The following is a 15,741-nucleotide window of genomic DNA, read 5'->3' on the forward strand; positions in this document are numbered from 1 at the left end:
TTGCCCAGGATTGTGAGCAGGCCCGGGCTCGCGCCGGGCGAGAGATGGCCATGGGAGAGGATCGTCACGTTGCCCGCCGCCGTGCCGGTGCCGCCTAAGGTGGAGTTGGCTGCGACGATTGTGTGCGCGCTCGCCAGGTAACCGCGCAGGCTGAGCAGGCCGGCGTTCACGAAGGTCGTCCCCGTGTAGGTGTTGTATGCCCAAAACGTGAGCGCGCCGTCGCCGGTTTTGGTGAACGCGATCGTGCCGCTCGCCGACGCGATGCCGTCGGCGCGGATGGCGATGGAGTTTTCGTCGCCGATGGCGAGGGCTCCGGCGATGTCGAAGATGACGCTGCCGGAATGGGCGTAGAGGAAACCGCCCGCGCTGTCAGTTGCCGCGGCGGTGTTGCCGCGCGCGGTGTTGCCGGTGTAGGCGAGAGTCGAGCCGGAGCTGACGGCGATGATGGTGTTGGCTAATCCCTGGTTGTAAATCGCCCCGCCCACGCCCGCGGCGGTGTTGCCAGTGAAGATGACATCGGTGAGCGTGTTGACGTAGGCGGCGCCGTAGTTGGAGAGCGCGCCGCCGCCGCCGCCCGAGTAGTTGCCGGTGAAGACGCTGCCGACGATGCCCATGGTGCCGCAGTTGGCGATGACTCCGCCGTTGCTGGCGGCGCTGTTGGAGACAAACACGGAGTTGTTGATCGTGAGCGTGCCCAGGTAATTCTCGGAAACGCCGCCAAAGGTGCCCGCGTAGTTGGACTCAAAACGGGAGCCGTCAATCGAAACGCGTCCCCCGCTAAACGCGGCGATGGCGCCGCTGCTTTTTGTGGCGCGATTGTTGGTGAAGGTGGAGCTGATCACGATTGCGCGGCTGTTGTTGGACAGGGTAATCGCGCCGCCGTTGGTGCCGTTGCTCGAATTGGAAACAAAGAGCGCGTTGCTGACAAGGATCGCCCCGCCGCCGGTCGCGGCAATCGCGCCGCCGGCTGCCGCCGCATAATTGCGCGCGAAGAGCGCGCCGTCGATATTGACGGTGCCGCCGACGCTGATCGCGCCGCCGGTCGAGGTCGAGCGGTTGTCGAGAAACCTGACCATGCCGGTGTTCGTGAAATACCCGCCGGCGTCGACGGCAACGGCGCCACCGGCGACGGCGCGGTTGTCCGCGAACGTGACAATGCCGTTCAGCTCGACCGTGCCCGCCGTGTAAATCGCGCCGCCGCCACCACCCGCGCGGTTGCTCGCAAAACTTCCCGTGGTGATGTCGACGGTCATTGATGACACGTTGTGAATGGCGCCGCCGGAACCGGCGCGCGCGGTGTTGCTGGTGAAGACGAGGTTGGTGCCGGAGATGACGCCGCTGTTGTGGATCGCGCCGCCGTGGGAGCCGGACACATTGCCGTCGAAGGTGAGGTCCGCGCCGGTGAAGGCGCCCGTGGTGTAAACGGCCCCGCCGTTAAGGGCGGCGCGGTTGTTGGAGAATGTTGACGAGTTCGCGATTTCAACGCGCGCGAGGGAACCGTTCCATATCGCGCCGCCGGAGGAGGCGTAATTGCCGTCGAACACGCTTGATTGCAGGTTGAGCGCGGCCGTGGCGCCCTCTTGGGAAACGGCGCCGCCGTTGGAGCCGGAGGTGTTGCTTGCGAACAAAAGACCGGAGCCGCTGATCGTGCCGGTGCTGTAAACGGCCCCGCCGTGCATCGCGGAATGATTGCCCGCGAGGGTGCCCGATGCGAGTGACATGGTGCCGGTGTTGTAGATCGCCCCCGCATAACCGGCTGTGGTGTTGCTGGCGAAAATCGCTCCGGTGGCGCTGAGCTCGCCGGCGTTGTAGATGGCGGCGCCGTTGGCGCTGACACTCGATCCGCGATTGCCCGTGAAGGTGACGCCGCCGGTGATGCCGAAGGTGCCGCCGGCGTTGACATAAACCGCGCCACCGCCGGAGCCGAGGGGGGCGGTTGTCACAGTGAGATCCGCGCCGGACGCAGCCTCGAGCGTGGCGTTGGCACCGGCCGAAATGATTTGGCGCTGCGTCATGGTGCCGCCGGTTGCGAAGACGAGTCGCGCGGCGGAACCGGCGGCGCCGTCGTAATAAACGGTGTTCGCGCCGGAACCGAGCGCCCAGCCGGCGTTCGTGCCGGTGGCGGCGACGAGCGCGCCGTTGCGAATGAAAATGTCACCGGTGAAGCTGTTGCTCGCGCTGAGGACGAGGGTGCCGCTGTTGCTGGCTGTGACGGTCAGCGAGCGTCCGTCCCAACCGCTGGCGTAGGGGCTGTTATTTTGGTCGGCGAGGGAAATGTTCATGTCGAAGCTCGTGCCGCTCGCCACGGTGAAGTTGCCATGGCCGTCGGTCTCGCCGCCGAGCCAGGAGAGGTTCACGCCGGCGAGATATTGTTTCGCGTCGGCGGTTTTGTAGATGCCGCCGTAAAGGTAATCGGGCAGGTCGGCGGCGTCGAAACCGTCGAGCGTGGCGCTGGCAAATGTGCCGCTGATCGTGCCGGTCGTCTTGATCAAAACCTGCTGGTCGCTGGCGAGCACCGCGCCGGCCGTCGAAAAAACCGAGTCCGCGCCAAACCCGTCCACGCTGATCGTGCCGCCGACTGTCGCGCTTCCAGCGATGATGAAGGCTTCGTTGAGGCCGCGCGCGGAGGCGTCGAGCGCGAGGGTGGAGTTGGCGCCTTGCGAATAGATGCCGCCGACGGCGACCGAGCCGGAGTCGCCGATGGCCAGCGCGCCGGCGCCTGCGGAGCCGAGGGCGAGGTTGCCGGTGTTGAGCCAGAGGCCGGTGCCGCTTACCATCACGCGGCCGTTGCCGCCGGGGCCGCCGATGGTGGCGTGCTGGTTGCGCGCGAGGCTGTCCTTGATGTCGAGGACGGCGGAGCCGGTGTTGCCGGAGCCGATGGTGAGCGCGCCGGCGCCGAGGGTGAGCGTGGAGCTGTTTGCGAGCAGGAGCGTGCCGGAGTTTATGTTTGCGGTCATGCCGGCGCCGGCGGCCTGGATCACCGATTCGGCGGCGGTGGCGTCAACCAGCCCGTCGATTGTCCAGACGGAGGCGTTGCTGCCGGTGACGGTGCCGCCGTTCACGAGCAGCGTCGAGCCGGCGGAGCCACTGAAGGCGCCGATTGTCTGTGCGCGGCCGTTGATGTCGGCGATCGCGCCGGAATGGATGTCGAGGCGCGAGGTTTTGCCGAGCGCGCCGTCGATGCCGAGGCGAAGCGCGCCGTCGAAAACCGTGGTCGTGCCGGTGTGGGTGTTGGCGGCGTTGAGTGTGATTGTGCCGGTGGCCTGAATCCCGAGGTTGCCCGCGCCGGTTATTTGCGCGTGGAACTCGTCGCCGCCCGCGACGCCGTCCGTGTCGCCGTCCAAAATCGTGGTGTAGCCGGAGCGCAGGTCGAGACGCGTGAGGACGCTGCCGAGATACAGGCCAGTGCCGGTGCCGGCGGCGCCGGTCGAGGTCATGGCGACGGCGTAGTAGCCTGTGGCGACGTCGCCGTTGTTGCCGGCGATGGCGGAGCTTTGGCGGATCGAGGAGATCACCGAGCTGAGCGAAATCGCGCCGCCGTTCAGCTTGAGGTTCGACACGGAGCCGGTGAGGGATTGCGCGTTGACGAGTTGCCGCACGGCGCCCTCGTCCTGTTGCAGGAGCGGGAACGCGGAACTGCCGGTCACTTGGGCGAGGTCCACGCGCACGTTGCCTGAATTTAGTTGCAGTGTGCCGGTGTCGATCCATCCGGCGGCGCGGCTGCCGGTGCCGGAGAGGTCGAAGTTCACGTTGCCGCCGTTGAAGACAAAGTTGCCTGTGTGGTTGCTGCCGGTGCCGGCGATGATCGTGCTATTGGTGGAGCTGACGAGTGTCGCGGCGTTGAAGGCGCCGCCGGAAAGGGTGTATGTGGCCTTGCGGAAATTGGCCGTGCCGGTGAAGCCGCCGGTGTCGCCGGTGAGCGTAAGCGTGTTGGTCGCCGCATACAGGTTCACGTCGAGCAGGCCGGCGCCGGCGAGGTCGTTGTCGAAGGTGTAGTTTGGCACCGCGGAGGGCGGCGCGACATACGCCGCCGCGCCGGAGCGGACGGTCAGCGTGCCGGTGCCGATCGTCCGGGAGCTGGTGGTTGCGGATGACGTGGCGAGGACGAGCGAGCCGGCCTCGACTTCCGTGCCGCCGGTGTAAGCGCCCGTGCCGGCGAGGGTCAGCGTGCCGGTGCCGAGTTTGTGCAGGGCGCCGACGCCGCTGAAGCCGCTGTTTCCGGCCACACCGATGTTGAACGCCTTGCTGTCAATGAACGCCCCGCCGGATTGAATGACGAGGCTTCCCTTGGCTCCCGAGAAGCCGGAGATAAACGACGCGCCGCCCTTGGTCGCCTGCAACGTGCCGCTGTTAAAATAGACCGTGCCGGTGCCGCTGCCCTTGATCAGCGTCCCGGTTCGCAACAGGCCGCCGTTGAGATTGAGGACGCCGGAGGCGGCGTTATACTCGGCAAGCTTAACCCAGCCCGTATTGACGGTGGCGTTGTCCTCGATTGTCAGGATTCCCCGTCCGGAGTTGCCAAGGGTAAGGGCGCCGGTGGCCCTTAACAAACCGGCGCCTCCGACGGTCACTTCGCCGAGGCTGTTGCTGTTATTTCCGGCAGTGAAGGCGCTGGTCGCCGTCAGGGAGCCGCTGTCGGTTATGGTCAAAATCCCGGTGCCGGATCTGCCGGTGTAATACGTCTGGTTTGTTTGCCAATGACCGGACTTTTCGATCAGCACGCTGCCATAGCCGCCAGTGGCATCGCTGATGTAAGCCTCACCCGACACGAAGCCGTTGTCCGTAATGGTCAGGTAACCTTTGCCGTTACTTGTGTAGGCCAGGCTAATGAAGCGGGCGACCAAGGAGCCGGAACCGCTGACAGTCACGCTGCCCTGGCCGCCGGAGCTGGGGCCGATGTGAATGGTGTCGGCTTTAACGGCGCCTTTCTCCGAAATGGTCAGGCTGCCCCTGTAAACATGCATGCGTCCGAGACCACTCGTATTATCCCACAAGCCGGAGCCTGTCACCGTCACGCTGCCGGTGCTGTTGGCGCTGGTGCCGATATTGGCCTCGGAGCTTTGCACGGAGCCGCTGCCCTCAATGGTCAGGAAACCTTTGCCGGAATTGCCGACATGCAGGTTGGCGGTATTGAGCCAAAAGCCGGAGCCGGTCACCGTCACGCTGCCGGAGCTGGAGGTGTTGTAGCCAATGTAGGCGGTGGTGTTTTGAACAGTGCCGTTGCCTTCAATGCTCAGGAAACCGGTGCCCGAGTTGCCGACATACAGGTTGCCGGTGTTTTGCCAAACGCCGGAGTCGGTCACCGTCACGACACCGAGGCGGGATGCGTTGTTGCCGATGTAACCGTGGGCGTTTTGAACGGTGCCGCTGTCGGTGATCGTCATGAAGCCGGTGCCGGAGTTGCCGGCATACAGGTTGCCGACGCTTCCGAAATATCCGCTGACGTTGACCGTGCCGCTCGTGCCGGCGGTGTTGCCGATGTGGATGGCCGAGGCGCTGCCGGTCCAGCCGGTGATGGCGAGCGCGCCGCCGTTGACGGTGGTCATGCCCGTGTGCGTGTTTGTGCCCGAGAGCGTGAGCGCGCCGGTGCCGGTCTTCGTGAGCGCGCCGTCGCCGGTGATGCTGCCGGAGTAGGTCGTGGACTCGGTGTTGAGCGCGATGACGTGGCCGGTGAGGTTGTTGCCGTCGGCGCCCGCGATGATGTGACCGGTGCCGGAGAGATTGACGAGCGTCTGCTCGATGTCGCCGGTGAAGAGAGCCGCGTTGACGACGACCGCCGTGCCGCTGGCGATGGCGTTGGCGGCGGTGAATGAGAGCGTGCCCGCGCTCACGGTGGTCGTGCCGGTGTGCGCGCTGGCGGCGGCGAGGACGAGCTCGCCCGCGCCGGTTTTTTCAAGGGAGCCCGCGCCGGAGCCGCTCTGCGTGATGCCGCTGGTCAGCGTCGTTTTGTTTCCGGCGGCGGCGGCAAGTTTGAGCGTGACGTCCACCGCGTCGGTGCCGTCGAGCTGCGTGGCGAGGTCGATGGCGTTGTCGATTGTCTGCGCGCCGTTGAGCGCGAAGGCGAGCGTCGGGGCGAGTGTGCCGGCCACGGTGAGCGTGCCGGTGCCCAACGGGCTGAATGTGAGCGTGCCGGAGGACACGAGCGAGCTGGCGGCCGCGGTCAGCGTGCCGTCGAGCAGGGTGACGCCGCCCGAAAAGTCGTTGGTGTTACCGGCCAAAACCAGCTCGCCCGCGCCGCTTTTGATCATGCCTTGCGCGCCGATGACGGGCGCGCTGATTGTGAGCGTGCCTGTGCCGACCGTGCTCACGACGAGACGGTTGAGCAGGGCAACGCCGGCGTTGGCGATGGTGACGGAGTTGTTGTTTTGCAGCGTCAGGTTTGCGACCTCATCGGGGTCCATTTGCTCGAAAGTGAACGCCAGCCCTCCGAGCGAATAGTTTTCGCCGGTGTTGTTCATGAACGTGAGGCCGCCGAGGGTGAGGTTTGCGACGTCGATGTTCACCGGGGTGCCGTTGAGTTGCAGCGTGGTCGAAAAAACCGCCACCGAGCCGGGGCCGTTGGGCGCCACATTTGTTTCCCAGTTGCCGACACTGCTCCAGTTGTTGAGGGAGGCGTTGCCGTTCCAAATGGCGCTCACGCCGGTCGGGATGAGTTCGTAATAGAGCTGGGTGTTTTTGAGAACCTTGGCACCGGGCGCGTAGGTGATGACTCCGCTGCTGTAAAAACTGATCGTGGCGAGTTTCGCGTGGTCGAAGGCGGTGAGCACGTCGTTGGCGAAGCGCACTTGGGTGAGGCCCCCGCCGTAGGTGCTGTCGCCGTTCCAGTTGATGATGTCGAGCGTGCCGTCCCATGAGCCCAAGTCCGCAAAGGTGAGCAGCGAGGAACCGGACGCGCCGTTCATGTTGATGGTGCCGGAACCGGCGAGATTGAAGAGCGTGCCCGCGAAGGTCTGGCTGCCGCTGACGTTGAGCGCGGCGCCGCCGAGCGTGAAGCTGCCCAGGCCCGTGCGCGTGCTGTTCACGTTGCCAAGGTCGAGCGCGCCCTCCCGCAAAACGAAGTTGGGCGTGACGATATTGCCGCCGGTCCAGTGCAGCGTGGCCGTGCCGGTCTTGATGACATCGCCGGCGGTGCGCAGGTAGCCGTGGGCGTTGCCGCTGACGGTGGAGTCGGTGTCAACGACGAGGTTGGTCCCGATGCTCGCGCCGCTGATCGCGCCGGCGATGTCGGTGATGTTGATGCTCGCGGTGTATGCGGCGCTGTTCCCGTTGAGGGCGAGGTTGCCGTAAATATCCACCGCCGTGCCGCCGACAACCAGTTCGAGCATGCGCGCGACGTTGCCGCTGGCGAATTTCACATGGCCCATGCCCAGGTAGTGCTCGCCCGCCGCCGTGGCGCCGCCGAGCGCGATGTCGCCGCCGGCGTTCACTCGCAGCGTGCCGTTCGTGATGGTGGTGTCGCCGGTGTAATCGTTGTTGTTATTGTTGAGAGTCAACACGCCCGCGCCGGTTTTGTTGATGCCGTAGGCGCCGGTGAGCCGGAGGTTTTCCCCGAACACAACGCTGCCGGTAACCGTGAAGTTTGTGTTGTTGACCAATGTAACCGGCAGGGCGCTGGTCTGCGACAGGGTCAGCGCGCCCGCCGCGCCGTTCAGCCCGATGTTGTAATGACTAAACACCACCGTGTTGGCCAGGGTGACGGGGCCGCCCCACGAGGCCAGCGTGGTGGTGTATTCGGGGTTGCTGGATGCCATTAAAAACAGCGTGCCGCTGCCGATGGATTGCGCATTGCCGACGGCCAGTGTCGCGAGACGGTCGATTCTTGTGTTGCCAGTGTATTCGTGCGCGCCCTCCAGCCGCCAATGGGGGGCCATGGCCACATGACCGCCGCCAATGGTCAAAGCACCCGTTCCGCTGAAAACGTGCCCGGCGGAAACGATTACGATACCGGAGCCTGTCATATTGGTATCCCGCGCGAACGTGCTGGTGCCGCTGTGGTTTAGGGTAAAGGTGCCGGAAAACTGGCTCGCCCCCGCGTTGTTGAATTCAAATTCATTGCTGATGATGCGGGCGCCGTTCAAGGCGACGAGATTGTGCGCGCTCACGATGCGAACCACCCCCTGCCCCAGCGCGCTGTCGGAGCCGACGCCGGTGCTCATGCCATTATAGTGACCGAGGATAACATCGCCGGCGAACGTGTTGTTGCCGTAAAAATTCACTCTCATGCCATAAAGGCTCATGCGCAGTCCGCCGAGGCCCTGCAAATCCTGCTCGATGTTCAACACGGCGCTGTTGTAGCTGCCCTGCAGCGTCCATGTGCCGGATTCCACATAGCCGGGATCGGCGCTGCGGAAGGTGAGCACGCCGGTGTTGTTGCTGCCGATGCCGAAATTCCAATTGCCCGCGATGCGCAGGGAGGCGTCAACCACGCGCACCGAATTCGCGGTATCAAGCCCAACGTAATACCAGCGTCCGGGCGTGCCGTCGCCGATTGTCAGCGACTGGATGCTGCCCGCCGCGTCGATGCCATTGTGGCTGCCGCTGCCGAACAGCGCGCCGTCGGCGGCGATCCGCACCACCGGCAGGCCCGCCGCGCCAGTGGTGGTGGCGGTGCTGCCGACAATGCGAAAGCCGCCCGTGAAATCGCTGGCGCTCGTGCCGCTGGCGTCCGTCGTGCCGACAAACATCAGGGTGTTGCTGCTGTAAACGATGCCGCCGCTGCCGGAGACGCGGCTGTTGAAGTAAAGCGTGTTCGGGCTGGTGTGCCGGAAATCGAGGCCGCCATCGAGGCGCATGTCCGCGTCAAGGGTGAGGACGTGGTTGCCGGAGTTGGTCAGGACGGCGTTGTCGGCGCCGTTGTCGAACACAAGCACGCCGCCGTTGGCGCCGCCGACGGTGAAGACCTGCCCGCCGGAGCTTTCCAGCAGCAGTTGCCCCACGGTAAACGCGCCGTCAACAAGGATGCGGTTGCCATTGAGCAGGCCGTCGGCGTCGCGCACCACGGCGGTGCGGCCCGCGGCGTTCGGCACGCCGCCGACCCAGTTGACCGCGGAGCTCCACAGCCGGTCGGTGTCGATGCCGGTGCCGCGCGCGCCCACCCATTCGTTGAGCGCGGCGCCGGTGGGCGCGAGAAACCAGAGGTTGCTGCCGCTCACCTGAACCAATTCCGCGCCCGTCTCGTAGCCGGTGAAGCTCACCCGGTCGAGCCGCCAGGCATTGGCCCCGGAAAATCCCGCGGTGCCGGTGAAATAAACATAGGTGTCGTAGTCACCCGGGGCGCCGCTCGTCGACCAAATGCCGCTGTCGTTGGTGAGTGAAAGCTGGAAGCCGGTGCCCGACCAGGTGAGGCCGCCCTTGAACAACAGGGACGCGTGCTCGTTGAGGAAAAGCCCGGCGTTGCCGGTGAGGGTGAGGCTGTTGAGCGTGGTCACGTTTGGCGAGCCCGCCGAGCCGCCCGCCAGCGTGAGCAAGCCGCCGCTCATGGCGAGATTGGGCGCAACGGTGCCCGTGCGCGGCAGCATATAATCGTGCCCGCCGATGATGAGATTGCCCGCCTGGATGTTGAGCGCGCCGAGGTGCACGGGGGTGTGGAGATACGCCTCGCCCGCGCTTTGCTTGTAAAATGTGCCGACATTCGTGATGCCGCCGCTCATCGTCGAGGTGATGTGGATTTCCGCGCCGGGATTGGGCCGCGCGTAAAGCTGCGTGGCGCCGGTGCCGGCAAACGCCGTGTTCACAGTCAGGTCCCCGCCAAAAATCAGGTTTGCGCCGCTCGCGCCCGTTGCCTGCCAAACCGACGTGTCGGTAAACTCGATGGCACCGCCGCCAGTGCCGGTGAAGCTGCGTCCGTTCCCCATGAGCACGGTGCCGCTGACGACGGTGGAGCCGTCGCCAATGAACATCAGGTTGCCGCCGGTCGTGGTGACGAGGCCGCGCAGGTAGGAATCGTAACCATTGTTGGCCACGAACAAATTGCCGGCGGCAACCGTGACGCTGCCGCTGCCGTAGTAGTTGTGCCCCGCGTCAAGGGCGCCCATGACAAGATCGCTGTGCAGATCCGCGCGCACCGTGCCCCCGCCGGACTTGGTAAAGCCGCCGGAAAACACGTTGGAGCCGCTGTTCATGACCAGTGTGTTTGCGGCGTTCAACGTCAGCGCCCCGACGCCGGTCAGGTTCAAGTCCGGGCCGAAACCAACATCCGGAAAAGTATGCCTTTGGCCGTTCCCGCTGGTGCTGATCACGCGGTCGGCGGTCAGCTCCACGTCGCCGTCATAATTCAGGTAAACGGCGGTCATGGAAAAATCGCCGTCGATGATGAGGCGGGTGTTCAGTCCGACATTGTTATGGTAACCCAAACCCAGGCTCGATCCCTCGTGCATGACAAGCGCGCCGCCCCAGTAAAACAACTGACCGGTCGTGGTGTGGTTGTAAGCGCCCAGCATCATTCTCTTGTAGGCATGGATAGTGCCCGTGTAAGTGGGCGCGTAACCCGAGCCTCCATACAGCACCAAATGCCCCTCGGCGATGATGTTACCCGTGCCGGACAACGCGCCCCCCAAAGCCGCCCCGTATAAAACATCGCCGTTTGCGTAAACCACGCCGGTCGCGGTGACGACGAGGTCGTTTTCCAACACAATCGCGCTTGCGATTCGCACCCCGCCCGTGCCGCTGATCGTGGATGCCATTTTGGTGCCGCCAACCATGAGACCGCTGTCAAAAATAACAGTGCCCGAGGTAAACGTCAGCGTGCGACTGTGACTGCTCCCCAGATGGCTGGTCTCCAAGTGCCCCAAGGTGACGGCCCGGCCCTGCAAATTGACGGAGGCTTCGGTGCCGAATTGGGGCGCGATGACCGTGGTGCCCGCGCGGTCAGGAATGTCCAGGGTCCAGCGGGCGAAATCAAACCAGTTGCCCCCGCCCGTGAGCGTGGTGGTGAGAAAATCCACCGGCGCAAGCACGCCGCCGCCCAAGTCCACCGCGCCGGGCGCGTAACCGCGAAACCAGATTTTCGACAAATCCACGCCGCCGGCGGCGACAACCGTGTGCCCGCTCGACGCGACCGCGCCGTCACCCAGATGGCTGGCGGGATTGCCCGTCCAGTTGTAGACGGAGAGGAAATTTTCAGCAAACGGATTGGCACCGCCGCTTCCGGCGAAGACGAGGCTGTTTATGCCCAGCGTGGACGGCGTGGCGGAGTCGAACCAAAGGCCGAGGCGCGCGGCATCGCCGAGGTTGATGCTCGAAAAATTTTGGTCGTGGCCGTTGAGCAGCACATTGGTGATGACGCCCGCGCCGATGTTCAGCGAGGAGGAGCCCAACTGGTCGGCAAGGCCGAGGGAAACCTGCCCCCCGGTCGCGGTCGCCAGTTGGTTCGTGAAGATGCCGTTGGCGCCCGCGAAGGTGAGTCCGTTTGCCAAGTCGAACGCGGTCTGGTTGAGCGCGATGACGCCACGGGCGGACTCGATCACAAACTCGTCCGCGACAAACGTGCCGGTGTCGCCGGCGGTAAAAGTGAGGGCGTTGGTGCCGGTTTTGCGCGCGAGCCCGAGGCCGGATTGCATCACGGTGTCGTTGAGCGTCACACTCATGGCCGTGGTGTTTTGCCCGGTGTTGAGAACAAGCGTCGGCGCGTCAATGAAGGCGCTGCCGCCGGAACCGTCGGCGTTGTAAACAAAGTCGGCGCCGTTGAGCGCCAGCACGCCGCGAGCCCCCGCGTCCGAGCCGCCGCTGATCGTGCCGGAGTTGAGAACAAACCGGAATGCCTTGCGATAGTCGTTTTCCGTGATGATGAGGCTGCCGCCCTTGTCGAGCGTGATGAGGCCGCCCGCGAGGGTGACGTGCTGATTGGCGCGATCCCCGGCGGTGTTGATCGTGAGCGAGACGCCGGTGTTGGCGATCCGGATGTCGCCAAGGCCGAGATAATTTGCCCCGGACGCGGCAACCCCGCCGCCAAGAATCGTGCCCGCGCCGACATTGTTGGCTATGGTGGTGCGCACGGTGCCGGCGGAAATATCCAAGCCGCCTGAAAACGTGTTGTTTGCGTTCGAAAGCACGAGCGCGCCGCCGCCGGTCTTGATGAGCCGCGTGCCGGCGCCGGTGATCGCGCCGCTGATGGTGGTGGTGGCGGGCGCGTGGCCGGCGTTGATGTTGATGGCGTGGCCGTTGCCGTCGATGCGCCCGGAAATCGTCAGCTTGCTCGCAAAGGTGGGCAAGAGCGGGTCGGTGCCCGCCTGAATGGAGAGGTCGCTGAGCAGATTGACCACGCTGCTGATGGTGACGTAATTGCTGCCTTGATAACCGAGGATGGCGCTCAAGCCTCCCGTCGCCGCAAAGCTAAGCGTCGAGGTCTGAACCGTTATCGTGGAACCCGCGGCATCAGTGCCCTCGATGCTGAGCGTGCCAACGGTGACGCCGGGGTTGGCAATGGTGATGGTGTGATTGCCCGACGAGAAGTCATTGCTAATGATGGCGGTCGCGCCTGCGGCGTTCGGCACGCCGTTGCTCCAATTGGCCGCGTCGGCCCAAGTGCCGTTGCCCGTTTTCTGCCACATGGATTGCGCCTGCAGAAGTTGCGGAACCGAACACAGGCCAGCTACAAACGCCAAAAAAAACGCAAACTGGTGAACCAAACGAAAAGACTGTAATTGCTGAGTTTTAATCATTCTTCTGAACGTGAACCAAAAACAACACTTCTCCTTAATGTTGAAGAAGTTATGTAACTAAATATCATGTATTTATAAAATTATTACAAATAATAGCCACTTTTTTGCAATACACTCAACTTTAATTATGCCGAATTGCGTCACAGCCGAAACACGATTCCCCCGTTCGCCTTCAACCTGAAAACCGCTGACATCGCAGGCTGCCGGACGAGTTGCACACGTTTCGCGCCCAGCACTTTCTCTTTTAAACAAGGCTCGCTCTAGTCGCGTCCGGCGGCTTGCTTCGCCGCACGCGGCTCCCTTCCCTGTCTCCTTGAATTCGCCGACACCACTTTGAATGGCGACAAAACCTCGCGCATGACCGAAAATGTCGGGCATATTTCGAAAAAACTGCTAAAAGAACGCTGCCATAACACTCACAAAAAAAGCTCCATCATGCACGCACGCACATGCAAATCCTGTCAAAACTGGCGGCCGCGCCGGGGCGACGCGACGGTCAGCTTGTGAAACTCTTTGTAAGCAACCCTAAAAAAGAAAAATCATGTCCAGCTCAACCCGCTACGAATCGCCCGTCGGCCCGCTTCTGCTGGCGAGCGACGGCAAAAACATCACCGGCCTCTGGATGGCCGGACAAAAATACTTCGCCTCCACCGCGAGCCAAAACATGAGCGAAAATCCAGGACTGCCGGTGTTCAAGGCCGCTCGAAAATGGCTCGACCGCTACTTCAAAGGCAAAAAGCCGGAAATCGCCGAACTGCCCCTGGCGCCCGAAGGCGGTGAGTTCCGCCAGGCGGTGTGGAAAATCCTCCGCGATATCCCGTATGGTCAAGTCATCACCTACGGCGACATCGCCAAAAAACTGGCGCGACGAATGGGCAAGCCGGACATGTCCAGCCAGGCCGTCGGCGGGGCGGTGGGGCGCAACCCCATCTCCATCATCATCCCCTGCCACCGGGTCGTCGGCGCAAATGGCAGCCTGACCGGTTACGCCGGCGGCATTGGGAAAAAAATCAAGCTGCTCGAACTCGAGGGCGTGAACATGACCGCGTTATTCACGCCCAAAAAAGGCACGGCCCTTTAAGCCGCAAATTTTATGCGCGCGCGGGGGCGCCGCTTGTGACGTCCCCTCATGTGAAAAGTCACGCCGAACCCGTTTTGCCCGCCGCGGTGCCGGCGCTTTTCACATCGATGTTTTCCTTGCCGCCGTAAACGGCGAGCACGCGCTCAATGGTGCCCGTGGTTGAGCGCCCCGCGACCATGTCGGCGAGCACGACCTTGCCGCCGTTGGCCTCGACGATGTCGCGACCGCTCACATAGTGCGCCCAATCGCGCCCCTTCACGAGCACGTGCGGGATGATTTTTGCAATGAGATCCCTCGGTTCGTCCTCGTCGAAAAACACGACGTAATCAACCGGGCGGAGCGAGCCGAGCACATAGGCGCGATCCTCCTGCGAGTTGATCGGGCGGTCTGGCCCCTTGCCCCGGCGCACGGAGGCGTCGCTGTTGAGCCCGACGCAAAGCGCGTCGCCCTGCGCTCGCGCAAAATTCATGTAGGTGACGTGGCCGCGGTGAAGAATGTCGAAACAGCCGTTGGTGAAAACGAGCTTCCTTCCCGCCGCGTGCAACCGGTCGCGCTCGGCGCGAATTTGTTCGGGCGTGAGGATTTTGGGCTCAAATGCGTTGTTCATGCTGTTCAATTTGTATTCAATTTTTTGATACGTAAAAATGGCGGATGCGGCGGACGATTGCATGTTGTGGCAACAGGCGGGGGCAAATCAACCCGGGATTTCCAATCCGCCGCGCCCCGTGTTTCTCATTTGGGGAAAACACTCAGACAAACTCTTGCCTCGCGCCGCGCCGCGCACCTAAATCGCGGTTTTCCAAAATGCCGCCCGCCAACAAACAACCCACGCCGCCCGCGACGCTGCCAACGCACGTCGCAATCATCATGGACGGCAACGGTCGCTGGGCGAAACAGCGCGGCCTTCCGCGACTCGAGGGGCACCGTCGCGGCGCAAAGGCCGTGCGCTCCACGCTCACCGCCGCGTTCGAGGCCGGCGTGAAATACCTCACGCTCTACGCCTTTTCCGTCGAAAACTGGAAGCGCCCGCAGGACGAGGTCGGCGGCCTCATGCGCCTGCTCAATTATTTCCTCAAGCAGGAGCTCAAGACCCTCCAGAAAAACAAAATCTCGCTCCACACCATCGGCCGCACCGACGCGCTTCCGCCCTCCGTGCGCAAGGAGCTCGCCGCCACAATCAAGGCCACCGCGCACCACAAGGATCGCGCGCTCATCCTCGCGCTCAACTACGGCTCGCGCACCGAAATCGCCGACGCAGCAGCAGCCTACGCAAGGGCCGTCGCCGCCGGAAAAGAAAATCCCGACGACGTCTCCTGGGACACCTTCGCGCGCCACCTCTACACCGCCGGCATCCCCGATCCCGACCTCGTCATCCGCACCTCCGGCGAGACGCGCGTCAGCAATTTCCTCCTCATGCAAAGCGCCTACGCCGAGTTCATTTTCACGCCCGTGCTCTGGCCCGACTTCGGCAAGGCCGAACTCCTCGCCTGCCTCGCCGAATACGCCAAGCGCGAACGCCGCTTCGGACAAACCGGCGAGCAAGTCGCCGGAAGAGAGAAGAGTGAAAAATGAAGGGTGAAAAAAAAGAAGCTGGCGGGATGCCGCACGACATTTGTGAACGCACCTTTTTGTTCGCGGTGCGCATTGTGAATCTTTGCCGCACACTTTCAGACCGGGCCGCGACTAACGAAGCTCGTTTGCTTTCCAGCCAGCTTTTCCGCTCCGGCACCTCGGTTGGCGCCAACGTGGAGGAAGCGCAAAGCAGTCAGAGCAAACCCGACTACATCGCCAAACTCTCCATCGCCTGCAAGGAGGCTCGGGAAACGCGCTATTGGTTGCGCCTGCTGGAGGCGGCCGGCATTCTTCAATCCGACCGCCTTCACGATATCACCGACGAAGCAAACCAGCTCATCGCCATCCTCACCACCATTATCAAAAAATGCCGCGCCTCCCTTCCTAAATAATCCCAAATCACCTCCACCCGGTTCCTTTTTCACCCTT

Annotated in this window: 6 protein-coding genes; 3 read left to right on the plus strand and 3 right to left on the minus strand. The window is 63.5% G+C overall.

Going from position 1 to position 15,741, the window contains the following annotated elements; genetic code table 11:
• The coding region (locus M2103_RS12130; RefSeq protein ID WP_277510882.1) for an autotransporter-associated beta strand repeat-containing protein at positions 1-12,548 on the minus strand (12,548 nt) is incomplete at its 3' end.
• A 183-nt stretch (positions 12,549-12,731) separates the two neighbouring features.
• The gene (locus M2103_RS12135) at positions 12,732-13,037 is read right to left on the minus strand and encodes a hypothetical protein (protein WP_277510883.1); all 306 of its coding nucleotides are present in this window, start codon (positions 13,035-13,037) and stop codon (positions 12,732-12,734) included.
• 163 nt (positions 13,038-13,200) lie between these two features.
• Here M2103_RS12135 and M2103_RS12140 point away from each other — a divergent pair, with 163 nt between their 5' ends.
• On the plus strand, positions 13,201-13,740 hold the full coding sequence (locus tag M2103_RS12140; protein ID WP_277510884.1) for a methylated-DNA--[protein]-cysteine S-methyltransferase: 540 nt from the start codon (positions 13,201-13,203) through the stop codon (positions 13,738-13,740).
• 58 nt (positions 13,741-13,798) lie between these two features.
• Here M2103_RS12140 and M2103_RS12145 read toward each other — a convergent pair whose 3' ends face one another.
• Positions 13,799-14,347: an adenylyltransferase/cytidyltransferase family protein gene (locus M2103_RS12145; protein ID WP_277510885.1), complete on the minus strand. Its 549-nt coding sequence runs from the start codon at positions 14,345-14,347 to the stop codon at positions 13,799-13,801.
• Between the two features lie 197 nt (positions 14,348-14,544).
• Here M2103_RS12145 and uppS point away from each other — a divergent pair, with 197 nt between their 5' ends.
• Positions 14,545-15,312 (plus strand): polyprenyl diphosphate synthase, encoded by a 768-nt coding sequence (gene uppS / locus M2103_RS12150; protein ID WP_277510886.1) that lies wholly within the window; start codon positions 14,545-14,547, stop codon positions 15,310-15,312.
• Positions 15,313-15,338: 26 nt separating this feature from the next.
• Positions 15,339-15,704, plus strand: coding sequence for a four helix bundle protein (locus tag M2103_RS12155; RefSeq protein WP_108825307.1), 366 nt, complete (start codon positions 15,339-15,341; stop codon positions 15,702-15,704).
• The last annotated feature ends 37 nt before the right edge of the window (positions 15,705-15,741 follow it).

The organism is Ereboglobus sp. PH5-5, assembly GCF_029504805.1.
In the GTDB taxonomy this organism is placed as follows: domain Bacteria; phylum Verrucomicrobiota; class Verrucomicrobiia; order Opitutales; family Opitutaceae; genus Ereboglobus.